Origin of the sequence: Undibacterium sp. WLHG33 (genome assembly GCF_049544815.1) — a bacterium.
Classification (GTDB): domain Bacteria; phylum Pseudomonadota; class Gammaproteobacteria; order Burkholderiales; family Burkholderiaceae_D; genus Undibacterium.
In genome coordinates this window covers 1,947,213-1,971,376 of sequence record NZ_CP186697.1, presented here as the reverse complement: position 1 = coordinate 1,971,376, position 24,164 = coordinate 1,947,213, and the positions used below count along the sequence as shown (strand labels likewise).

Genomic DNA, 24,164 nt, shown 5'->3' with positions numbered 1-24,164 from the left:
CGTCATTAAAACGCCACTCTGCTGAGTGGCGTTTTTTTAATTTGCGCTGCCTGACAGCGCAGCTCAACCACTACGGCTCTATTCATGAAATGTCCTTACTGCCACCATCCTGATACTCAGGTCGTCGATACCCGCGTTTCCGAAGAAGGCAATGTTATCCGTCGTCGTCGTCGCTGCGCACATTGCGATAAGCGTTTCACCACATATGAACGGGTGGAACTGGTGATGCCCGTCATCGTCAAGAAAAATGGCAGCCGTACCGAATATGAATCAAATAAGCTGCGCGCCAGCTTTATGCTTGCGCTGCGCAAACGCCCGGTTTCCGCAGAAGCGATCGACAGCGCGATTCAGCGCATAGAAGAGAAACTACTCTCCAGCGGCGAACGGGAAATCATGTCCGTTCATCTGGGCGAGCTGGTCATGCATGAATTAAAACGCCTCGATAAAATCGCCTATATCCGTTTTGCGTCTGTCTACAAGAGTTTTAAAGACATCTCTGAATTCGCTGAAGCGATACAGGAAGTGAATGTCGATAACAGAACTGCCAAGAAATAAAAAAATACATGGAACACATGAACACCGCCGGCTGGCTGGTCGCCGCCTTTGCTGTGCTGATCACCGGTATCTCCAAATCCGGGCTGGGTGGTGCATTGGGCGGCCTGGCTGTCCCATTTCTTTCGCTGTGGATTTCACCGCGTGACGCTGCAGCGGTCATGCTGCCTATCCTGATCGCGATGGATATGGTCGGCATCCGCGCCTGGAGTGGCAAAGCCGACTGGCGCGATCTGAAAGTGCTGATACCGGGTGCCATTGTCGGCATTGTGCTGGGGACGCTGGCCTTTGGCGTCATGTCTGACCGGCTGGTCAAAGGAATGATAGGGCTGATCGCCGTCGGCTTCACGCTCGACCGGCTGTTGCGTCATCGCGGTCAGGCAACAACAGAACAACGTCCGCCACGCATGTTCGGCTGGTTCAGCGGCATCGGCGCCGGCTTTACCAGCACCCTGGCGCATGCGGGCGGGCCACCGGTGATGATTTACCTGCTGTCATGGCGGCAGCCACGGGAAACCTTTGTCGCGACCACAGTCTTTTTCTTTTCCGTCATCAATCTGGCGAAGCTGCCTTTTTACATCGCGCTCGGCCTGTTCAGCATCGACACACTGAAGATGTCGGCGATACTACTGCCGCTGGTGCCTGCCGGCGTGTGGATAGGTATGCGATTACTGACACGCATACCGGAGCGTCCGTTTTATCTGTTCGCAACCGCCGCACTCGGGCTATCCGGCGTCAAACTATTGTGGGATGGATTGATGGCGTAGTCCGGCGTCTTCTGAGCCCGGCAGCTCCCTCTTCTGTCTGATTTTTTTCGGCCCGGAAACCGGCTTGCGCCAATCCCGTCGCAAGAATTAGCGCTGAGACTGACACAGTCAACAGCAAAAAATCCTGATGCTTTCTTAATATCGGCTGTGGTACGCTGGACGAATGAACAAACTCACCGCCCTCCTGCAGCGATCACATTCTCCGTTAAAGGATAGTTTTTCCGTCCTCTTACTGCTGGCATCCGCCAGCGGCGTCAATGCGCTGATTGACCCTTATGTTTCGCTCACCAGCCAGTCCATGATCTATGTGCTGGCGGTGGTGATTGCGGCATACCGGTTGAGCTGGGTTTATTCGGTCAGCTGCGCGCTCGCTGCAGTCGCTGCGCTGAATTTCTTTTTTGTACCACCGCGCTGGACCTTTCGCATCGATCAGTCGGAACATTTGATTGCGCTGATCACGATGATGGTACTGGCCCTGGTGATCCATCATCTGACATCCGGTTTACGCCGCGAAACCGAGATCGCGCATCTGAACGAGCAACGCGCACGCCAGTTACAACATCTGGCGGTGCAACTCGCCGCATGCAAGACCGCCGAAGATATTTCAGCGCTGGGGCAACAAGCATTCGACGCGTCGTTTGCCGGACCGAATCTGCTGTGCCTGAACGATGCCAGCGGCAACTTACACTGCCGCGATGAGCTGCCCGCGACCATCCGTGATGGCATGGTGTGCTGCATGAAAGAAGGCAGCGTGATCGGCGCTGGCACCAACCGTTGGTCTGATCTGGATGCGTGGTATTTACCCATAGGCGATCAACACCCGCACGGGCAAATGCTGGGCGCCGTGTGCATACAAGCCGTTGCGCGCGATGACAGCAGCGGCCGTCAGCATGCCGAAGCGCTTTGTACGATACTGGCGCAGGCGCTCTTGCGTTTGCGGCTGAACGCCAGCATTCTGGCCGCGCAACGCGAAACAGAGCGCCAGCAATTACAGGGCATATTTTTAGCGGCGGTCTCGCATGATTTGCGAACACCCTTAGCCGTCGTCGTTGGTGCCGCATCCGCGCTGCAACTTCAGCATGCCAAACTCAGCACAGCCGAACAAGAACACCTGCTCGACAGCATCATCAAAGAAGCCGGATATTTATCAGCGCTGACAGAAAACACCCTGCAACTGGTGCGCCTGGAAAACACGCCGCAATCACTGGTGCGGGATTGGGAATCCATAGAAGAAATCATCGGCAGCGTACTGGCACGGGTGCGCCAACATGACACAAACAAACGCATTCAGCTTCAGCTTCCGAAAGGCCTGCCATTGGTCAGAGTCGATCCGGTGTTGATTTCGCAACTGCTGGCAAATTTGCTGGAAAACGCCCTGAAATATACCGATGGCGACATACAACTGCACGTCAGCGTTCAGGGCGCACAAGGTTCTGATGAACACAATGCCGATCAGCATCAGCAATGGATGTGGATCTCGGTGAAAGACAGCGGCAAAGGCATACCGGCACACGAACAACTCAGTATTTTTGAACCCTATGTGCGTGGCGATCACACCGATCGCAGCAGCCAGCGCGGCTCAGGACTCGGGCTCGCCGTCTGCAAAGCCATCGCAACCGTGCATGGCGGCAATCTGGTGCTGAACCAACCGCAGGAAGGCGGCAGCGAATTCAGTTTGCAGTTACCGCTGGATGCACAGCCCCCCATCGTCGCAGGAGAGCTGTCATGAGCATCCGTGTGTTAGTGGTGGAAGACGACAAAGAGATACGCTCACTGATACAGGCGTCGTTGTCTGTCGAAGGTTTTACCGTGCAGACCGCTGTCTCTATCAGCGAAGCCAGCGCCATCTTAAAACACGCGCTGCCAGACGTCGTCGTGCTGGATCTGGGCCTGCCCGATGGCAATGGCGCAGACCTGGTACGCCATGTGCGCAAGCAAAGCAATCTGCCGATTCTGATCGTTTCAGCCAGACATCAGGAAACCGAAAAAATTGCCCTGCTGGATGCCGGTGCAGACGATTATCTGACCAAGCCATTCAGCGTCGGCGAAATGCTGGCGCGCATCCGGGTCGCCTTGCGCCACCGGGGCACCAACGTGCCCGCCGCCACGACCGAGTACACGCTGGATGGCTTACACATCGATCTGAGCACCCGCCTTGTCGAACGCCACGGTGAGGTTCTGCATCTGACCAAAACCGAATTCAGCTTACTCGCACGTCTGGTGCGCAGCAGCGGCAAAGTCGTCACACACCGCCAGCTGCTGGTCGATGTCTGGGGCGAAGAATTCATCGACCACACGCATTACCTGCGACTCTACATGGCACAGCTGCGCGCAAAAATCGAAGACAACCCGACCGAACCCCGCTACCTGCTGACAGAAACCGGCGTCGGCTATCGCCTGGCCGCCATCTAGCGCCGGCATTGCTGGCTGACGCAACCTTTCCCAGTACATCTAGATACTCCAACACGTCGCTAGCCTATTTTTCAAAGTCGATGTAACCTCATCGGCACCTAAGTAAATTATTAAACTATGACCTCACAAGCATATGATCGAGTTTTGATAGAAGATCGTACATACGGCTCTCGTAACTACCCGCTCGAGTCACTTAGCCCCACATGGGAAGAAATACTCTTGCCATGTGCGACTCGTCCTATCTTCCCTATTCGCACCACATCATGCAGACGCGGATACGTAGCGACATGGCTAGTTGAGGATAGAAAGCTATTCCTTGTTGAAGTTGCTCAGGAATGTAATCCCCTCGGCAAAACTGAAGCTGCGAATATGCTAGCTTCGTTTGGGGTAGAACGTGTGCCTGCCAGTTGGTACACAGGGTATCTACACTGTCCCGCTGGAAAGTATTTGCCAGAAAAATCCAAGATTTATTCACCATACTATGAACAATGGCGAGTTCTAAGTTTCGTGAACGGTATTCTGGTAGAAGACAATTTGCTTAAGCAGGAACTTGTGTTTCCGAGAGAAACTTAACCTACTAGGTTACGATGATTCCATCGATATAGTCTGCTGGTTATGCTGATTTCGATGGCCTGAATAATCAATGAAAACCGAGAATCTTATTGTTCAAAGTTGAAATTTACAAACACTTCTTTTAAAAATATTGAGGTACTACGATGGCACTGTCTTCAGACATCAAGGAAACTAAAGCCAACTTGCTGTTGGCCGCGATGAAAAATTATATTTTTGAGTTGAGCGCCAAAAATTTTAGTGACCCTTACGACGACGATGCACTATCTTTGGTGATAGAAACATGGCATGCCGCACTGAAGGATTTCCACAAGAGTGCAATAGAATCAAAAGTAAAACGTAATTCAATAATTGGCTCAATCGAGAATCTTCCTGATTTAGAAAATATCATTAAATTTTCAGACCTCATGATTTCTGGTGATGCCTTGTACCTAATGCACTGCGCCTTGGTGAACGAAAATCGAAAGTCATTAGAGTTTCCACCAGTGAATTTCGAGGACATGGAAGGACATAAGGAAAAGTGGCTCAAGAAGCAGGAACTTGAACTTGAAGAGTGGTACAAAAGTAAACGTGAACAAGAGGAAGTTCAACGACTCTCATACGAAGAAAGAGAAGCTATTCGTTCGAGCTTTTATCGTGATCAATGGTTTCAATTAAAAAATAGAGCCATCAGGATGCAAAACGAACAGCTTGTCGAAAATAATCACCAGAAATAGTTCACCAAAGAGGACTTAAAATCAACGACACTTTGGAAAGACAAATAAAGAACAGGATGCCGAAAAAAGCTTGTACAACCGAGTTTAAAGAAATAGCCGTCAAACGTATAACTGTGGAAACAACATTAAAAGAATCTGGCCGCATGAAATTTACCTAATGGCGAACTAATTACCGAGGAAAGCTCATGTTTGTCCGATACGTGCGACTTCAGTTGAAAAGTGCAACAAGGGAATGGTTAATTTTTCAATGCTACGTTAAGATGCAATCTTACTAACTAAAATCAAATTTGCTGCATGAGCAATCGCCCGTACTATTTCGCATATGGTTCAAACATGGCAGCCGAGAGGCTGAGCGCGAGAGTGCCATCCGCTCGGTTCGTGTGCATTGGTGAGCTTATTGGACATTCACTCAAGTTTCATAAACCAAGCAAGGATGGTTCGGCAAAGTGTGATGCCGCATCAACTGGAAACAGTGCTGACCGCGTGTATGGCGCGGTATTTTCAATTCTCGAAAGTGAATTGCTGCGGCTCGATACATTCGAAGGCCGAGGCTTTGGATATGATCGAAAATCCGTTTTATTGATTACCGAGAGTCTCGGCAACATAGAGGCAACAACCTACTTAGCAACCAAGTGCGATTCATCTTTGCTCCCATTCGATTGGTACAAAGAACATGTCGTGCGTGGAGCAAAAGCAATCGGTCTTCCTGAGAGCTATGTCGCTTTGATCGAGGCCGTGGCATGCGTTGTTGATCACGATATAAAAAGGCGCGCCACTGAGCTGGCAATTTATGGCTAAGAATTCCTCCCTTCGCGTGCTGGAAGCCGCGAAATAACTAGCAGCGCCTCTCGTCTGGAATGTCAAATCGAATCCAAATATGGCCTACGACTATAAGAAATGGAAATTGCGAATGAGTGAGAGACAGGATTTATCATCCTCACTTGTACATCTGACTAGACCGGCAGAACTTGAGGGAAACAAATTCTCTGCCGTTGACGTTTTACTAAAAATACTGAGAGATAAAAAAATTATTGGAAGTACGGCTGAAAAAGGGTTCATTCGTGGAAATCGAACTGCTGTTTGCTTTCAAGACGCCCTACTATATTCCATTGCCCAAAATCTTAAATTTGAAAAAGAGCTTACAGAAGCGAATGGTGGTCGTCATCGATATTCCGGCTGTGGCTTAGTATTTTCAAAGTATTATCTGTATCAAAACAAGTGTCGCCCTGTAATCTACGACAGTGTAGAAGAAGGAAAGAAATACTTGAAAGAAAGCGAACTTTTCCGGCTCGTTGCGTTTGATTTAACAAATACAAAAAATATTATCGACTGGTCTCACGAAAGAGAATGGCGTTTAGCCGGAAATTTTGACTTCAAAATTGAGTGGTCTGCCGTATTACTTGAAACAAAAGATGACTACCGTGAATTCGTAAGAAAATGCATGTTGCCAGAAAATGAAGGAATTCTGGAAAAGGTGTGTGGGATAATTGTTCTTGATGCTCTTCTAATGTAACAATTTCACAAGCCAATCAACTGATACCAGCATTATCCAGCCAGAGTCAGGCTCACACTCCACCGCGTCTCACAACCTCAAAACGCCAAAAATATACTCCCCGGAGTATGTTTACAAGCCCAATGTTTCTGGAGAGATTAAGGGTGTTTTATTAAAAACAGGGGGGGAGTATGTACAGTGAGAGCATTTTCCCCACGGATTTGGGCCCATGCGTCTGTGCGCCTAACTGATGTGATGCCTCGACGTATTTGAGCCTGCGACGAACGCAGGCAGGCTCCTGTTGTTGCACTGTATTTTTAATCCGTATAACGAAAAAAAGCTATACCAGATAAGGGCTTGCGAGGCATTGGAACTTGTTGCTTATTTTTCACCTATCTGATATTTTGCCAATTTGCACTTTAAAACAAGTTAGGCCTAAAAGGAGCCTCCATGTCCGCGAAGCAATGGGAGTCGTATGAAGAGGTAGCAGCCCATCTTCTCAACCAGTTTGCCGAACACTTTGGACTCGGCCGGTTTGAGGGAAAGCAGATCGTCGCCGGCCAAAGTGGAACCGAATGGGAAATTGATGCAAAAGGCTGCGCTGCCGACGGCAGTCACTTTGTCGTAGTTGAGTGCAAGCGCCACACCAAATCTGGAATCAGTCAAGCGATTACAGGCGCGTTGGCATGGAGCATTCAAGACATAGGTGGCTCTGGTGGAATCCTCGTCTCGCCCATCGGTCTTCAAGATGGCGCAAAGAAGGTTGCCGCAAGCGCAGGCATTCATGAAGTTCTTCTTGATCAAGATTCCACGCGAACGGACTATGTTCTGAAGTTACTGAACCGGGTTTGTCTTGGGTTCTCAGACACAGTAAACCTAAACGTTACCGAGAGCCTCGAGATCACCATTCGAGACAAAGATGGAAACGTCATCGAAACAAGGCGCGTTTAGGCCTAACCCTTCCATCGAGAGGACTCGCCCCGGCAAGCCGGGTCGAGCCTCTCATGTCAAACGTTAGGCCACGCAATTCATGATCGACATTGCCGAGCTCCACACTGCGATCACTGCCCGTCTTCCAGCGCAACATCTGCCGCTGCTGGAAATTCGCATGCTTGCCGAGAGTGGTTTGCAAGTCCGCGTTGATGGCCCCAAGTGCTTGAGCAACATCGGTGTTTGGCCAAACGGCTGTTGCGACGTTGAGTACATATTTGTCGAGTCAGAATCCGGCAACTTCCTGCACTTTGAGTACGGCTCCGCCACGGATGCAGTTGAGCCGGTCGTCCGCGAGATCCGCGCGGCGGTGGAAAGAGCGCAATGAAGGCCAGAGCATGGCCTAACCCTTCGTATATGGACTCCCCCCAAAGTACAAGAAATTAATCAATAGTTCTGGCGCGTGGAATAAGCCAGCAGTCGTATATCCGGCATCTAATGTGGAATCTATTGCGTTCCGTGCCGACATGGAATTTGCCTGATCATTGCGCCGCTCGCTGGTGTAAGAAAGACTGACAGGCGCAAATCCGCGCACCTAGCCCAAAGCTGCTCCGCTGCGATGTGGGCTGTGTTGTGTTGCAAAAGCGCACGCCTGACGCAGCGACTGATTCATTCCTGATTTTTCCTTATGCTTTCCTGATACCCGCCGCGGCATAGTGCATCCCTGTTCATTGAATTTCAGGAATTGTATGAGTCAACATTCTGGCCGCGAAAGCATTGCTGCCCTCACCCTCGGTGCGCTGGGCGTGGTCTATGGCGATATCGGCACCAGCCCTTTGTACACCATGAAAGAGGTATTCAGCCCCGCGACGGGTGTGCCTTTGGATACCACGCATCTGATCGGTGCGGTATCGGTTATCTTCTGGGGCTTGATGATGGTGGTGACGCTGAAGTATGTTCTGCTGATATTACGCGCTGATAACCGCGGTGAAGGCGGCATCATGGCGCTCACCGCATTAGCTGCGAAAGCGGCTGGTGATACGGGGCAGCGGCGTTTAATTCTGTTGCTGACCGGCGTATTCGGTGCGTCTTTATTTTATGGCGACAGCATTATCACGCCCGCCATTTCTGTACTCAGCGCGGTCGAGGGATTAGAGGTGGTCTCCATGGGATTCAAGCCCTATGTCTTGCCGATCTCGATTGCCGTGCTGATTGCTTTATTCGCCGTACAGCGCTACGGCACAGCGGTGGTTGGCAAGCTGTTTGGCCCGGTGATTGTGATCTGGTTTGCTGTGCTGGCCGTTGCGGGAATCAGTGAAATCATTGTGCAACCGGCGATTCTTGCTGCACTGAATCCGCTGAACGCGATTCGTTTTTTAAGCTCGCAAGGCTGGCATATTTTTATTGTGATCGGTGCGATTGTGCTCGCCTTTACGGGTGCCGAAGCGCTGTATGCAGACATGGGGCACTTTGGAAAACGTCCGATTCAGTTAGCCTGGACAGGCATGGTCTTACCTGCGCTGGCGATCAACTACATGGGACAGGGCGCTTTGCTGATGCGCGATCCGTCGGCGATTGAAAACCCGTTTTTCCGCTTATTCCCAGAGCATTTTTTAATACCCGCCGTGGTGCTGGCAACGATCGCCACTGTCATCGCTTCGCAAGCGGTTATTTCAGGTGCGTATTCGATGACCAAGCAGGCGGTTCAGTTAGGGCTGCTGCCGCGCATGCAGGTGAACTTCACTTCGGCGAAAGAAATGGGGCAAATTTATATGCCCGGCGTTAACTGGTTGCTGCTCGTTGGCGTATTGCTTGCCGTTGTCGGCTTTGGCAGCTCCTCCGCGATGGCAGCTGCCTACGGGATAGCCGTGACGGTGACGATGATGATTACGACCATCTTAACTTTTTTCGTGATTCATCACGGCTGGAAAATGCCATTCGCTTTGGCTATCACAGCGACCGGCGTATTTTTAACTTTGGATATCTTGCTGGTCGTCGCGTGTTCGCTGAAATTTCTGCAGGGTGGATGGTTTCCGCTGGCGATGGGCGTTGCGATTTTTCTGGTGATGGCGACCTGGAGACGTGGCCGCGAATTATTGATCGACAGCATACGCAAAGGTGACCCTGAGTTATTACCGTTCGTGACCGCCTTATCCGGTGACAACACGCCGCGCGCATCACGCACAGCGGTGTATGCCGTCGCGAACCCAGATACGGTGCCACAAGCCTTATTACATAATCTGAAGCACAATCAGGTGCTGCATGAACGCAATATTATTTTGACGGTGAAGTTTCATGACGTGCCTTGGGTGCCGTTTGAAGAACGGGTACAGGTCGAAGCTTTAGCACCGGGTTTCTGGAAAGTGAAACTGAACTATGGCTTTAAAAATACGCCGGACATTCCGAAAGCGCTGGAGTTATGCAAGGCACATGGCCTGACCTTGAATATGTTTGAGATTTCGTATTTCCTGAGCCGCGAAATCGTCGTGCCAACCAAAGGCACGGGGATGGCGCACTGGCGGGAAATTTTATTCGCACTGATGTCGCGTAACTCACTGAGTGTCGTCGATTATTTCCATCTGCCGAATAATTGCGTGATCGAACTGGGCACCCGGGTGCAGATTTAAACCGGCCACATTTCTTAACAAAAGTCTGTTTCAAGGGGACGATGAGATGTCATTGTCCCCTGTTGACAGTACCCGCAAACTACCCGCGCGGCCGTCATCTGTTTGTGCGGAAATCGCTGAAAAGTTATCACTCCGGCAGATGCACAGATCCCCATCCGCCACAGAGATGCTACACAAATATCCAAAATCGTGTGCACTCAGCATATCCACCGAAACCCCTTGCCCGCTTAGCTGTGCAGCTCATGAACACAGAGATATACCACGCCCGCCAGACTAAGCCGTATGCGGCGGAATGCGTTTCAGTAAGGTCATAACGAGGTCATATTTAAGATCTATTCTCACGTCAAATGTTTCCTCCACGCATCTTTCCTAAAGCAAATCGTGCTCAAACTCCTCTCTCCTGCCGTTCGTCTGACGCAAGGTTTCCGTATCGGACATAAAGTCGCATTCATCGGCGCAGCTTTTTCTATTCCTCTTTTCATCGTGCTGACGCTGCTGTTCATCGAAATGCGGACAGAAGTTGGCATCACACATGAAAAGCAACTGGCGATACAGCAGATACACGGACACCAGAACCTGCTGACGCTGTTGAGAAAACAAAGGGCATTACAGCACCTGCAGATCAATGGCAATAAACAAGTTGCCGACGCGATCAACACCAATCAGCAGCAAATTGCTGAGATGCTGAAAAAGCAGGACGTTAGCGACGATATAAAAAAGCGCTGGCAAGATCTGATCGGGCAGCAAGCAAGCTTAAAATCTGCCGCCAGTTTTACCGAATACACAAAATTATCCGAGGGCCTGAATCAGCAGATTCAGGAGCGTGCTTATGCCTCCAAGCTCGCTCTCGACAGCGATTTCGTCACGCATGAACTGGCGAATATCTATCTGAGCGGTATTCCCTCCATCGCAGAGAAAATCGCGGTCATGTCAGCCCGTGGCGCAGCATATATCGACACTGGCTTATTTGAAGCTGGCGAAGATGTGATGCTCAATTCGTTGCAACTGATGGCGAAATATGAGTTAGTGCAGTTGCGTCAGAGAGTGGATTCTCTGGAAAAAAGCAATCCCGCTTATCAGACGCAATTCAGCCCGATAAAAGCCGCGATCGCTACGTCAGAACAATATCTGGAAAGAGCCAAAGATGAAGTGCTGGCTTCCGTCAATCAAAGCTCAGGAAACGCATTTTTAAAAGCCGGTGATGACACGCTGACGAATCTGAATGCGGCGAGTAATAACGTATCCACGCTGATTGATCAGCGCCTGACGCGTCACACACAACAATTGAATCAGAAAATAGCCAAAATGTTTTCCGCACTCATGTTGCTGGTACTGATTGCGAGTTATTTTTTGTTCGGAATCTATTTTGCGCTGTCGAGAGATATCAAAACACTGACTGAAAATATCGAGAGAACCGCATCAGGAGATTTGATACAGATGCCGCTGCGCACCGGCCAGGATGAGCTGGCGCAATTGATTAACGCGGTCACAAAAATGAATCAGGGCTTGAGTCATCTTGTACAAAATATCCGCACCGGCGCGGAAAACGTCAGCAACATTGCCCATCATATCCATAATGAAAATGCAGAGCTTGCCAGCCGCACTGAAACGCAGGCCGGCTCTCTGCAACAAACTGCGACCTCCGTTGAGGAACTGACCAGTACCGTCAAAGAGAATGCCGGTAATCTGGCGCAGGCCAGCAGCCTCGCCAATACTTCCGCAGAACACGTACAACACGGCTTACAGGTCATGAATAAGGCCATCGTATCGATGCAATCGGTCACCTCAGGAACGCACAAAATTGCGGAAATTATCGGTGTGATGGATGGTATAGCATTTCAGACCAATATCCTTGCGCTCAACGCCGCAGTGGAAGCCGCCCGAGCCGGCCAGGAGGGACGTGGCTTTGCGGTCGTGGCCAGTGAAGTCAGAAATCTCGCCCAGCGCAGCGCGAATGCGGCGAAAGAAATCAAGTCCTTAATCAACACATCAAGCGAAGCAGTACAACACGGTAACAACATGATTGATTCGGCAGGAAAAACGATGCAGGGCATCGCCGACAATATCGCCCAAGTGACCGCTCTGATCCGGCACGTCGCAGACGTCAGCCGTGAGCAAAGCATGGGCATTTCCAGCGTGAATGAGGCGATTGCAGCGATTGACGAGATCACGCAACACAATGTCAGTCTGGCCGATGAGGGAGCGAAGTCAACCGCAAGTCTGGAAGATGAAGCATCTGCACTGATAGACGCGGTCAGTGTCTTTAAAACTTACCAGGACGCACCTGATACGGCATATCACGGTCAGGAACAAAGGCTGAAGCTGGAAAACAGAAGCGGCAAAATGGTTTAAAAAAAACCGCAGAAACCCGGATGGAATCTGCCGTAGTAAGTTTGCGTACAATCAGGAATACAAATACTCAGGGGGCACTATCAATGCCCCCTGAGTATTTGTTAAGGTGTGAGAGTTAAGGTGCGAGCAAATTCAGTATTGAACGCAACTCATCACGGATGTAATGCAGATCCACGGGTGCTTCCACGACCTCATCCGTGTCATGGATACGCCCGGCAGCGTTGCCGAGTTTATTGCGGGCACCGTTAATCGTGAAGCCCTGCTCATATAAAAGTTCGCGGATACGACGTATCAGAAGCACTTCGTGATGCTGGTAATAGCGGCGGTTGCCCCGGCGTTTTACCGGCTTCAGTTGTGAAAATTCCTGCTCCCAATAACGCAGCACGTGTGGCTTGACACCACACAATTCGCTCACTTCTCCAATCGTGAAATAACGCTTGGCCGGAATCGGTGGCAAGGTCACTGTTTCGATTTTAATTTCAGTCATGAGAATCTTTTAAGCAGCGTGAGCCAATGGTTGACCGCTGATATCATCGACCATGCCCTTCAATTTCTGACTGGCATGGAAGGTGACGACACGACGGGCAGTGATCGCAATTTCTTCGCCGGTCTTGGGATTACGTCCCGGACGCTGAGGTTTGTCTCTTAACTGAAAATTACCGAAGCCAGACAACTTCACCGCTTCGCCACGTTCCAGCGCATCACGAATTTCATCGAAAAAGGTTTCCACCATATCTTTAGCTTCGCGCTTATTCAGGCCAACCTGCTCGAACAACAGTTCGGCCAACTCCGCTTTAGTTAAAGTGGGTAACTCTTTTTCCGCCTGAGAACGCGCCCTTGCTTCCAGCATCGCACGATTTAAATCGGCATCTAACACCGATTGAAATTCTGCGGAATTTACGTCATTCATTATCAAACTCATCTCGTCTATAAGGGCGTGAGCCAATCATCTTAGCGCAGCTTGGCAGCGAACTTCAAGCCTGCGGCCTGAGTCAGTGCAGTCATAGCGGCCTCAACCTTGTCATCCTGCAATGTAGCTTGAGTATCTTGTAAGCTAAAGCGGAAAGCAAGGCTTTTCTCATCAGCCTCCAGCCCCTTACCGCGATATTCATCAAACAAAACAATCGCTTGCACAATTTTGCAGGCTTCATTCCGGCCTATTTCAGCGTTAAACACGTCGATCATTTCCTGCACAGAAATGAATTGTTTAACAACAAGCGCCAGATCGCGCTTCACTGCCTGGAATTTCGATATTTCCTGATACACCGGTACCTTGACGGATTGCAAAGCGGCTGTATTGATTTCAAACACCACTGGTGCCAGCGGCAAATCGTATTTTTGTTGCAAGCGCGGATGCAGTTCGCCGATGAAGCCGACAATGTTGCCATCACATTCTATGCTGGCACTACGCCCCGGATGCAAGGCAACGTGTTCATTTTTGATGAAACGCACAACTTTTGGCGCAAACAAGGCCTCCACATCCGCTTTCACATCAAAGAAATCAACATTGCGTGTTGCGACGCCCCATTGTTCTTCGACGACGGGACCATAAGCGAGTCCCCCCAGATGCTTAGGTTGACGGTAACCCGCGACTTCCAGCGGACCATCCTGCACCGAAGAATCCGGCAGGTAAACCGCACCGATTTCAAACACGCGAATACGGCTGACTTTACGGTTCAGGTTATAGCGGGCATTGGCTACCAGGCTACCGATCAGATTGGTACGCATCACACTCATCTGGCTGGCGATAGGATTCAGTAACTTCACAGGCTGATCATTACCGGCAAAATCTTTTTCCCAGGCTTCCTCAACGAAGCTGTAGTTAACTACTTCCTGATAATCCATATCAGCGACCAGCCCGCGTAAATCAAACAGGGAACGCTGATTTTCCGGCGCGATCAACATGGAATTAGCGGCAACGGGCGGTAAAGCCGGAATATTCTCAAAACCATAGACGCGCGCGACTTCCTCAATCAGATCTTCTTCGATTTCGATATCGAAACGATAGGATGGTGGCGTCACCAGGAATTCACCTGTCTGCTGCGTGAATTGCAAGCCAAGACGTTTGAAAATATCGGCAATCACTTCATCAGTCAAAGGTACGCCAATGACTTTTTGTGCCCGTGCAGTGCGCAATTTCACCGGTAAACGTTGTGGCAGATTAATGATCTGGTCATCAACCGGTCCCAGCTTGACCTGTTCGCAGCCACCACAAATCTCAACGATCAAAGCACTGATACGTTCGATATGTTCGACGATGTTTTCAAAATCAACGCCGCGTTCAAAACGATGACCGGCATCGGTAGAGAAATTAAAACGGCGGCTGCGGCCCTGAATTGCCTGTGGCCACCAGAAAGCAGCTTCGAGGTATATGTTTTGCGTATCCAGAGACACAGAGGTTGAATCGCCACCCATGATGCCAGCCAGGGACTCGATCTCTTTTTCATCGGCAATCACGCCAACCCATTCATCAACCTCAACGGTATTACCGTTCAACAGTTTCAGCGATTCGCCTGCTTTACCCCAGCGCACATTGAGTCCGCCATGAATTTTATCGAGATCGAAGACGTGAGATGGACGTCCGAGTTCAAGCATCACATAATTGGAAATATCAACCAGTGCAGAAATAGAACGCTGTCCGCTACGTTCCAGACGCTGTTTCATCCAGTCAGGAGTCGGTGCTTTCGCATTGACGCCACGAATCACCCGCCCACAGAAACGGCCACACAGATCCGGCGCGGATACTTTCACCGGCAACACCTCCTGTAAGGATGGTGCAATGACGTCCGTCGCTGGCATCTGCAAAGGCGTTCCGGTCAGGGCTGACACTTCTCTTGCAACACCTAAGACGGATAAGCAGTCAGCCTTGTTCGGTGTGAGCTTGATCGTAAACTTCAGATCATTCAACTCATAGTAATCACGGAAATTCTGGCCCACTGGCGCATCTGACGGCAATTCCATCAAGCCGCCATGGTCTTCAGACAATTTCAGTTCGCGAGCAGAACACAACATGCCTTGTGATTCAACGCCGCGTAACTTGCCCACTTTAATCACGAAAGGCTTGCCATCAGCTCCCGGAGGTAAGACAGCGCCAGCCATTGCACAAGGTACACGCATGCCAACGCGGACATTCGGCGCTCCGCAAACAATATTCAACAATGTGCCGGTGCCGACATCAACCTGGCACACATTTAAACGATCAGCATCGGGATGCTTGACGATTTCACGAATCTCCGCAACCACGACATTGTTGAAAGGAGGAGCAACAGGCTCCACTTCTTCGACTTCCAAACCTGACATGGTCAACAGATGAGACAACTCATCCGAAGTCATCTTCGGATTGACCATGGTACGGAGCCAGTTTTCAGAAAATTGCATAATTCAGCCGTCTATTGTTAGATGCTTGGGCTCAGATTGCCCAAAAAAATTAGTTGAATTGCTTCAGGAAGCGCAAATCGCCTTCATAGAACAAACGCAGATCGTTAACGCCGTAACGCAACATCGTCAGGCGCTCCAGGCCAGAACCAAACGCAAAGCCTATGTATTTTTCAGGATCGAGTCCCATGTTGCGGATTACTGCAGGATGCACCTGGCCGGAACCCGACACTTCCAGCCAGCGACCTTTTAAAGGCCCGCTACCGAAAGCGATATCGATTTCAGCGGATGGTTCGGTAAATGGAAAATAAGAAGGACGGAAGCGCACCTGTAAATCGTCTGTTTCAAAAAACGCTTTTACAAAATTCAGATAGACACCTTTCAGATCCGCGAAGCTGATATCTTCGGCAATCCATAAGCCCTCAACCTGATGAAACATCGGGGAGTGTGTCGCATCACTGTCAACACGATACGTGCGGCCAGGTGCAATAATTTTGATCGGTGGTTTGCTCATGCGCGCATATCGCACCTGCATCGGGCTGGTGTGCGTACGCAGCAGCAATTGCTTGCCCTGACTATCCTTGCCATCGATATAGAACGTGTCCTGCATAGAGCGGGCTGGATGATTTTCAGGGCTATTCAAAGCAGTAAAATTGGTCCAGTCGGTTTCGATTTCAGGACCATCGGCGACGTCAAAACCAATTGAGCGGAAAATCTCTTCAACGCGCTTCCAGGTACGCATCACAGGGTGAATACCACCGATACCACGGCCACGCCCAGGCAGTGTCACGTCGATCGCTTCGGCATTTAAACGCGTCTGCAATTGCGCATCAGCCAAAGCGTCACGGCGCTCAGTTAAAGCATTTTCGATTTTGACTTTAGCTGCGTTAATCACCGCGCCCTGCACTTTGCGCTCATCCGGAGACAATTTCCCCAGACTCTTCATTTGTTCGGTAATCTGGCCACTTTTGCCCAGATACAATGCCTTCGCGTTTTCAAGCGCAGCGGCATCCGGTGCCGCGAGAAAATCAGCACATGCCTGGCTGACGATTTGATCTAATGGGTTCATGCGTTGTTCCCGCTTACTCTGAAGCTGAAATAATGAGCTGAAAACAAAACGGGGCATAGGATTCAACCTCTGCCCCGCTTGATATAGCGATGTAACACATCGCAACGACTACAAATTACTTTGATTACGCAGCCAGGTTGGCTTTTACTTGATTAACAATCGCAGCAAATGCTGGTTTGTCCATCACAGCCATGTCTGCCAGTACTTTACGGTCGAGTTCAATGGAAGCTTTTTTCAAGCCGTTCATGAACACGCTGTAGGTCATACCGTGTTGACGGGTTGCTGCGTTAATACGAGTAATCCACAATGCGCGGAATACGCGTTTTTTGTTGCGGCGATCGCGGTATGCGTACTGACCAGCACGCATAACTGCTTGCTTAGCAATACGGAATACTTTACTACGACGACCACGGTAACCTTTAGCAAGGTTCAGAACTTTCTTATGACGGGCACGAGCGGTAACCCCACGTTTTACTCTAGGCATAATAACTCCTTAAAATAGTGAGTATGAGGTTAAGCGGTAGGCATCATGCGCATGACTGATGTCACATCAGACGCATTGATGTTACGTGTACCACGTAATTGACGTTTGTTTTTTGTGGTCTTTTTAGTCAAGATGTGACGCTTGAAAGCGTGGCCACTCTTCACTGTTCCACCTGGACGTACACGAAAGCGCTTCTTAGCAGAGCTCTTTGTTTTCATTTTTGGCATAACACTATCTGTCGTTGACGACAGCTCCGGTTTTATATGATGGTAGGTGGCAGCAATAAACGCTGCTCTTGGATGCCTACTTCTCACTTATTGTGATCTGTTCCTGACGAAACAGATCTTTCGTAATACCCGTACCAAACAGGTACTACAAAATACTTATTTCTTTTTCTTCGGCGCCAGAATCATAACCATCTGGCGTCCTTCCATTTTTGGAAACTGCTCTACCTGGCCGTAAGGCTCCAAATCAAGCTTCAGACGTTCAAGCACACGCATACCGATTTCCTGATGCGCCATCTCACGACCGCGAAAACGCAAAGTGATCTTTGTCTTATCGCCATCGTCCAAAAACTTGATCAGATTACGCAGCTTGATGTTGTAATCACCATCATCTGTACCAGGACGGAATTTTACTTCTTTCACCAAGATAACTTTTTGTTTCAGCTTGGCTTCGTGAGCTTTTTTCTGTTCCTGATATTTAAACTTGCCGTAATCCATCAAACGACAGACAGGAGGCTGGGCAGTGGGTGCAATTTCCACCAAATCCACATTAGCCTCTTCGGCCAAACGGAATGCCTCACTCAGTTTAACGATACCCAGAGGTTCATTATCAACGCCAGACAAGCGCACTTCCGGCGCAGTTACTTCTCCGTTGATACGATGTGTTCTTTCGGTAGCTATTGCAGTTTCCTTTAAAAAATTAAATCTTTACCATGCAATCTCGCCCCAGGCAAGATAGCGGACTGATCTGTTAAACCTTATTTTCTACTTCGTTATTTAAACGAGCTATGAAGGCATCAAGAGGCATTACCCCCAGATCCAGATTGCCACGCGTACGCACAGCGACTGTATTTGCATCTCTTTCCTTATCACCGACGACTACTATGTAAGGCATTTTTTGTATAGAGTGCTCGCGTATTTTATAGGTAATTTTCTCATTACGCAAATCCGTGTTCACTCTAAACCCTTGTTTCTTCAGGATTTCAGCAACAGATTTTGCGTATTCCGCCTGAGATTCAGAGATGTTCAGCACAGAAACTTGCACAGGAGCCAACCACAAAGGCAAAGCGCCAGCATGGTTTTCAATCAAAATTCCGATGAAGCGCTCCATGGAGCCAACAATAGCACGATGCAGCATGACAGGAACTTTACGGCTATTGTCATCCGCTACATATTCAGCGCCCAGACGTCCCGGCATGAAAAAGTCAACTTGCATGGTACCGACTTGCCACGGGCGTCCCAAGCTGTCCTTCAGATGATATTCGATCTTCGGACCATAGAATGCACCCTCACCCGGCAATTCTTCCCACTCCGTCACACCGCAGGCGCGCAAGCCGGCGCGCAGCGTTTCTTCAGCAGTGTCCCATACTTCATCGCTACCAATACGATTTTCTGGCCGCAAAGCCAGCTTGATAGCAATATTTTTAAAACCAAAGTCGTCATAAACTTTCATGGCCTGAGGATGAAATGCGATCACCTCATCCTGAATCTGCTCTTCAGTACAGAAAATATGTCCATCATCCTGAGTAAAGCCTCGCACACGCATAATTCCGTGCAGAGCGCCGGAAGGCTCATTGCGATGGCACTGACCGAATTCACCAAACCGCAGAGGCAGATCGCGGTAGCTCTTCATACCAGAATTGAAAATCTGTACGTGCCCCGGACAATTCATCGGTTTCAGCGCGTAAGAGCGATTTTCCGACTCAGTGATAAACATATTGTCTTTGTAGTTATCCCAGTGCCCGGTTTTTCCCCACAGACTACTATCAAGAATCTGTGGCCCTTTCACTTCTTGGTAGCCACAGTCCCGATAAACCTTACGCATGTACTGCTCTACCTGCTGCCAGATAGTCCAGCCTTTCGCATGCCAGAACACCAAACCCGGTGCCTCATCCTGAAAATGAAACAAATCAAGCGCCTTCCCTAGCTTACGGTGATCACGCTTTTCAGCCTCTTCCAGCATGTGCAGGTACTGTTCCTGATCTTCTTTTTTTGCAAATGCAGTACCGTAAATGCGCTGCAGCATCTCATTCTTAGAGTCGCCGCGCCAGTATGCACCAGCGAGCTTCATCAGCTTAAAGACTTTCAGCTTACCGGTCGAAGGCACGTGCGGTCCGCGACACAAATCGGTGAACTTACCTTCCGTGTAAAGAGAAACCTCCTGATCAACAGGAATAGACTCAATAATTTCTGCCTTATAGGCCTCACCTATCGATTTAAAGTAAGCAACGGCCTCATCCCGCGGCAACACCTTGCGAACAACCGGCTCATCTTTTTTAGCGAGCTCAGTCATTTTCTTTTCTATTGCAAGCAAGTCATCCGGCGTAAACGGACGCTTATAAGAAAAGTCATAATAGAAGCCGTTTTCGATCACAGGACCAATTGTCACCTGTGCATCTGGAAATAATTCTTTTACCGCATAAGCCAGCAAATGCGCCGTCGAATGACGAATCACATCCAACCCATCCGCATCTTTGTCGGTCACAATAGCCAGCTCAGCATCACGCTCAATCAGGAATGAGGTATCCACCAGATTACCATCAACTCTGCCCGCGAGCGCCGCCTTTGCAAGACCAGCACCGATGCTGGCAGCTACCTGCGCCACGGTTACAGGTGCATCAAATTGACGTTGTGAACCATCAGGAAGTTTTACTGAGACCATGTCACTCTCCATAGTGGCAGAAGTTTGCCGAAATTTGCGATGAGAAAATTAAAGACGAAAAAAAAGCACGGCTAGCCGTGCTTTTTCAAAATTGATACAGACGAAAAAGATCCTCGACTAGAGTCGCTCCCAAACCATTTGCGTGGTAGTTCGCGGTGTCATAACCAGGATGCCTTTCTCGCTCTTATCTAAAAATAATTTTACTTCTTGAATTCGATGGTAGACACGATTGGACTCGAACCAACGACCCCTACCATGTCAAGGTAGTGCTCTAACCAGCTGAGCTACGCGTCTAAAGAAACCGAAGTATAGCAGAGTCCTACGGACAATTGCTAGTCCTGAACCTAACTTTTTCTGTGAGGCAGACAGTAATCGGTGTGTTTTACCTGTTTTACCATCTCAGCACACACGTGCAGCGCACCTGCAATCACTCTCAAGCTTTATTGCCTCCGGACTTCAAGCACACCACTCACTTCGCGAATGGTTGCTAAGGCTTTTTGTAATTGTGAGGTTCCGCCTATTTCTGCCGTGAATGACATGCGTGCCTGAGATTTTGCACTCTGCGTATTGACACCGACTACATTAATTTTTTCCTTAGAAAAGACCTCTGAAATATCGCGCAGCAAACCCTGCCTGTCCTGCGCCAGTACAAAAATATCAACCGGATAAACAGTGTCCTTTCCGTGTTCACCCCAGGTGGTCTGTATCACCCGTTCGGGTGCCTTATTACGCATTTCTGCGAAATTTTTGCAGGTCAGCCGGTGAATCGAAACACCCTTACCACGCGTAACAAATCCGACTATATCGTCCGGCGGTGCAGGCTTACAACACCGTGCGAGCTGCGTCATTAATCCGTCTGTGCCGACGACCAGCACACCGGACTTTGCACCCAGCGTCACACTCGATGCACGACTCTTGTTCGTGATATTCAGATCAACAGGAGCTTCAACCGGACTATCCCTGAGCGCGGTTTCTATCTGCCTGAGACTAAACTCCTCTTTACCGACGGACAGCAACAAATCATCTAACGCGGCAAATCCCAGCTTCCGCGCCAACTCTTCGAGATTGACGGCGGTTTTACCTTCACGCTGCAAAGTCTTTTCAACCATTGCCCGCCCAGATGCCAGGGTTTCCTGCTGATCAATCGCATTAAACCACGCCCGTATTTTGCTACGGGTACGTGTACTGACAGAATACTCGGAATGCAGCCAGTCTCTCGATGGGCCGGACTGAGCAGATCCTGCCTTCAGCGTGATGATTTCGACCGTCTGCCCATTCTGCAGACGCGTGTTCAAAGGCACCATCACGCCATCAACTTTAGCACCACGGCAACGATGGCCAACATCCGTATGTAGCTGATAAGCAAAATCTACCGGTGTCGCGTCACGCGGCAACTCGATCACTCTCGCCTGTGGTGTCAGCACGTAAATCCGCTCATCAAGACTCGCAGATTTAAGTTTTTCCACCCACTCTCTTTGTATATCTTCATGCTCAACGACCGCATCAGCAACCTCGCTTTTCCAGGCAAGTAACTGTCGCAGCCAGGCGATTTTTTCGTCATACTCTTGCGCCGTGAAGTTAGAGCCGCCACTCTCTTTATAACGCCAATGCGCAGCGACGCCGTATTCTGCGAACTGATGCATCTCTTTCGTGCGAATCTGCACCTCAAGTGGCCGGCCATCCTCAACCACAACGACCGTATGCAGGGATTTATAACCGTTGGGTTTTGGGCGGGAAATATAATCGTCAAATTCTTTCGGTATCGGTGCCCAGACGTTATGCACAAGTCCAAGTACTGTGTAACAGTCTTTGATATCGTCAACAACAACCCGGAACGCACGCACATCATAGAGTTCGTCAAAATTAACTGACTTACCCTTCATCTTTTTCCAGATACTGTAAATGTGCTTAGGACGGCCAGACACCTCGCCTTTAATCCCTGCATTTTTCAGTTCAGAAGTTAAACGCGCCAGTGCGGTCGCAACGAAACTCTCACGCTCGACACGCTTTTCTTCCAGCATCTTGGCAATGCGTTTGTATTGTGCGGGTTCAAGAAAGCGGAACGATAAATCCTCCAGTTCCCACTTCAGTTGCCACACGCCCAGCCTGTTAGCCAGCGGCGCATACAGGTTCATCGTTTCGCTGGCATATTGCTGCGTCGCGCTGTCTTCACGCTTACACTCAGCAAAATAACGCAGGGTTGTGACCCTTGACGCCAGCCTGATCAGGACGACCCGCATGTCAGTAGCCATTGCCAGCATCATCTTACGCAGCGTCTCCATCTGCGCTGCGGCTTTCTCGGCAGCATCTTTACCATGACCGACAGCATGATGGGTCAGTGCTGCTTCCCGGAGTTTCATCAGACGCCGGATGCCGCTGACCAGATCAGCAATCTCGCGACCATAACGGGCCTCGATTTGCTCAGCCGCGACCGGGCTTAATTCAGGTAATTCAAATAATAATGCGGCGATACGAGAATCGATATCAGTACGCAACATCGCCAGCGTGGAGGCAACCCCGCGAACAAACTGCAGCGCATTCTGTCCGGTCACAACCTCTCTTTCCGCGTAAGACGGTGTGACAAATTCAAGTGCCGAAATGAGGCGGTCTTTCTCTGCCTCAGAAAGCCCTTCCAATAACTGCGATTCTGATGCGGCAACGGATGTCGATACCATACAATTCTTTATTTTTGCGCTGCTGTTACAACGATTTCTATCAACCAGTCAGGATTGGCCAGCCGGGCTTCTACGGTCGCGCGTGGTGGTGAATTATTTTCTGCAACCCACTCATCCCAGACGGTGTTCATCTCACCAATCTGACGGATGTCAGTCAAAAAAATCTGACAAGAGAGTATCCGAGATTTATCACTGCCAGCTTCTGACAAAAGACGATCAACGTGACCAAGTACTTCTCTTGTCTGCCCGGCGATGCCCTGACTCACATCTTCCGGTATCTGCCCGGCCAGATAAACGATGCCATTACATATCGCCACTTCAGATAAGCGCTTACCAACGTGCAATCTCTTTATTTCCATCATTCACTCTGTTTATCATTTAACAAAAAATCACGCACCAGTTTGATTTGCTCTTCACTGACAAAAGTTGGTGCATGTCCGACGTGAGGCACTTGAATCAGCTGAGCACACGGGCCGCGCTTGGTCATTGCAAGCGCAGTATCTGCTGTCAGCAGATCAGACTCAGCACCGCGTACCAGCAAGGTTTCACAACGAATCGCATCATACGCAGCCCAGAGCATTGCCTGGCCCGCTGCAATCATTTCCGGCGTCGTCGCCTTAAACACTTCCGCCAAGGACAAATCATAATGCTTGCGCCAATGACCATCGGGCGTCTGTCGCAACACATCTCGCACCAGCTTACTCCACTGCGCTTCAGTATGCTCACCAAATGAGAGCGAAATCGTTTTAATGTACGTAGCAGCCTCTTCGAAAGTACGAAACTGTAAATCCTCACCAATGTAAGTGCCGATTCGTGACAAAGCCTCAGGATTTAGCGCAGGCCCAACATCATTCAAGATCAGCTTACGTATCGGGTTACCTTCCAACGAAGCAATTCCCATTCCTATCAGCCCGCCCATCGAGGTACCGAGCCAATCGACAGTTGTTGCCTGCAAACGTGCTAACAAAGTCACCATGTCACTGACATATTGCGGCAACTGATAGTGCAAGGGATTGCGTAGGCGGCCAGAACAGCCACGCCCAACAACATCAGGACAGACTACCCGGTAATGGGAAGACAGAGATAAAGCGACGGCATCAAAATCATCGGCAACCCGCGTCACACCGTGTACACAGATCAGTACGTTGGAATTTTCAGGATCACCCCACTCTTTGTAGGACATGGTATGCAGTCCCGACGGAGACAAGCATTGAACGGTATTACGCCTTGGCTGCATGAGGCATTCCTCTGAGATAG

The 24,164-nt window shown here is 49.7% G+C and carries 21 protein-coding genes, 1 tRNA gene and 1 pseudogene; 11 read left to right on the top strand and 12 right to left on the bottom strand.

The features are described 5' to 3' along the window. Positions 1–84 precede the first annotated feature (84 nt). The 11 genes and pseudogenes from nrdR to ACOTSW_RS09000 all read left to right on the top strand — a co-directional run. On the top strand, positions 85–555 hold the full coding sequence (gene nrdR, locus ACOTSW_RS09050) for a transcriptional regulator NrdR (RefSeq protein WP_423678755.1): 471 nt from the start codon (positions 85–87) through the stop codon (positions 553–555). 8 nt (positions 556–563) lie between these two features. Then, the gene (locus ACOTSW_RS09045) at positions 564–1,319 is read left to right on the top strand and encodes a sulfite exporter TauE/SafE family protein (protein WP_423678754.1); all 756 of its coding nucleotides are present in this window, start codon (positions 564–566) and stop codon (positions 1,317–1,319) included. A 163-nt stretch (positions 1,320–1,482) separates the two neighbouring features. Further along, positions 1,483–3,048 (top strand): DUF4118 domain-containing protein, encoded by a 1,566-nt coding sequence (locus ACOTSW_RS09040; RefSeq protein ID WP_423678753.1) that lies wholly within the window; start codon positions 1,483–1,485, stop codon positions 3,046–3,048. Then, a complete protein-coding gene (locus ACOTSW_RS09035; RefSeq protein ID WP_423678752.1) occupies positions 3,045–3,731 on the top strand; it encodes a response regulator in 687 nt (228 codons plus the stop codon). Before ACOTSW_RS09040 ends, ACOTSW_RS09035 begins: the two co-directional genes overlap by 4 nt. 716 nt (positions 3,732–4,447) lie before the next feature. Further along, a complete protein-coding gene (locus tag ACOTSW_RS09030) occupies positions 4,448–5,017 on the top strand; it encodes a hypothetical protein (protein WP_423678751.1) in 570 nt (189 codons plus the stop codon). A gap of 294 nt (positions 5,018–5,311) precedes the next feature. Continuing rightward, positions 5,312–5,815 carry a gamma-glutamylcyclotransferase family protein gene (locus ACOTSW_RS09025; RefSeq protein ID WP_423678750.1) on the top strand — a complete coding sequence of 168 codons (504 nt, stop codon included), beginning with the start codon at positions 5,312–5,314 and terminating at the stop codon, positions 5,813–5,815. A gap of 79 nt (positions 5,816–5,894) precedes the next feature. Beyond that, positions 5,895–6,530 carry a hypothetical protein gene (locus tag ACOTSW_RS09020; protein ID WP_423678749.1) on the top strand — a complete coding sequence of 212 codons (636 nt, stop codon included), beginning with the start codon at positions 5,895–5,897 and terminating at the stop codon, positions 6,528–6,530. Between the two features lie 429 nt (positions 6,531–6,959). Further along, a complete protein-coding gene (locus ACOTSW_RS09015; RefSeq protein WP_423678748.1) occupies positions 6,960–7,460 on the top strand; it encodes a hypothetical protein in 501 nt (166 codons plus the stop codon). Positions 7,461–7,539: 79 nt separating this feature from the next. Continuing rightward, the gene (locus ACOTSW_RS09010) at positions 7,540–7,827 is read left to right on the top strand and encodes a hypothetical protein (RefSeq protein WP_423678747.1); all 288 of its coding nucleotides are present in this window, start codon (positions 7,540–7,542) and stop codon (positions 7,825–7,827) included. 361 nt (positions 7,828–8,188) lie between these two features. Further along, a complete protein-coding gene (locus ACOTSW_RS09005) occupies positions 8,189–10,066 on the top strand; it encodes a potassium transporter Kup (protein ID WP_423678746.1) in 1,878 nt (625 codons plus the stop codon). A 1,761-nt stretch (positions 10,067–11,827) separates the two neighbouring features. Beyond that, a pseudogene (locus tag ACOTSW_RS09000) lies at positions 11,828–12,418 on the top strand (methyl-accepting chemotaxis protein); the annotation flags it as partial. A gap of 115 nt (positions 12,419–12,533) precedes the next feature. Here ACOTSW_RS09000 and ACOTSW_RS08995 read toward each other — a convergent pair. The 12 genes from ACOTSW_RS08995 to ACOTSW_RS08940 form a co-directional block, all read right to left on the bottom strand. Then, on the bottom strand, positions 12,534–12,905 hold the full coding sequence (locus ACOTSW_RS08995) for a MerR family transcriptional regulator (RefSeq protein ID WP_423678745.1): 372 nt from the start codon (positions 12,903–12,905) through the stop codon (positions 12,534–12,536). Positions 12,906–12,914: 9 nt separating this feature from the next. Further along, positions 12,915–13,328: an integration host factor subunit alpha gene (locus ACOTSW_RS08990; protein ID WP_186885145.1), complete on the bottom strand. Its 414-nt coding sequence runs from the start codon at positions 13,326–13,328 to the stop codon at positions 12,915–12,917. A gap of 41 nt (positions 13,329–13,369) precedes the next feature. Continuing rightward, a complete protein-coding gene (gene pheT, locus ACOTSW_RS08985) occupies positions 13,370–15,796 on the bottom strand; it encodes a phenylalanine--tRNA ligase subunit beta (protein ID WP_423678744.1) in 2,427 nt (808 codons plus the stop codon). A 49-nt stretch (positions 15,797–15,845) separates the two neighbouring features. Next, a complete protein-coding gene (gene pheS, locus ACOTSW_RS08980; RefSeq protein WP_186885143.1) occupies positions 15,846–16,862 on the bottom strand; it encodes a phenylalanine--tRNA ligase subunit alpha in 1,017 nt (338 codons plus the stop codon). Between the two features lie 124 nt (positions 16,863–16,986). Then, positions 16,987–17,346 (bottom strand): 50S ribosomal protein L20, encoded by a 360-nt coding sequence (rplT, locus tag ACOTSW_RS08975; RefSeq protein WP_186885142.1) that lies wholly within the window; start codon positions 17,344–17,346, stop codon positions 16,987–16,989. 29 nt (positions 17,347–17,375) lie between these two features. Next, a complete protein-coding gene (rpmI, locus tag ACOTSW_RS08970; protein ID WP_038493025.1) occupies positions 17,376–17,573 on the bottom strand; it encodes a 50S ribosomal protein L35 in 198 nt (65 codons plus the stop codon). Positions 17,574–17,729: 156 nt separating this feature from the next. Further along, complete coding sequence (gene infC, locus ACOTSW_RS08965) at positions 17,730–18,251, bottom strand: translation initiation factor IF-3 (RefSeq protein ID WP_423682286.1); 522 nt, start codon at positions 18,249–18,251, stop codon at positions 17,730–17,732. A gap of 70 nt (positions 18,252–18,321) precedes the next feature. Next, positions 18,322–20,232, bottom strand: coding sequence for a threonine--tRNA ligase (gene thrS, locus ACOTSW_RS08960; RefSeq protein WP_423678743.1), 1,911 nt, complete (start codon positions 20,230–20,232; stop codon positions 18,322–18,324). A gap of 217 nt (positions 20,233–20,449) precedes the next feature. Beyond that, a tRNA-Val gene (locus ACOTSW_RS08955) sits at positions 20,450–20,526 on the bottom strand. Between the two features lie 146 nt (positions 20,527–20,672). After that, entirely contained in the window at positions 20,673–22,907 is a 2,235-nt protein-coding gene (locus tag ACOTSW_RS08950; RefSeq protein WP_423678742.1) for a RelA/SpoT family protein, read from the bottom strand. A gap of 8 nt (positions 22,908–22,915) precedes the next feature. After that, entirely contained in the window at positions 22,916–23,266 is a 351-nt protein-coding gene (locus ACOTSW_RS08945; RefSeq protein WP_423678741.1) for a RidA family protein, read from the bottom strand. Then, positions 23,266–24,090, bottom strand: a complete 825-nt coding sequence (locus tag ACOTSW_RS08940) for an alpha/beta fold hydrolase (protein ID WP_423678740.1) — start codon at positions 24,088–24,090, stop codon at positions 23,266–23,268. The genes ACOTSW_RS08945 and ACOTSW_RS08940 overlap by 1 nt, the downstream gene beginning before the upstream one ends. Positions 24,091–24,164 lie beyond the last annotated feature (74 nt).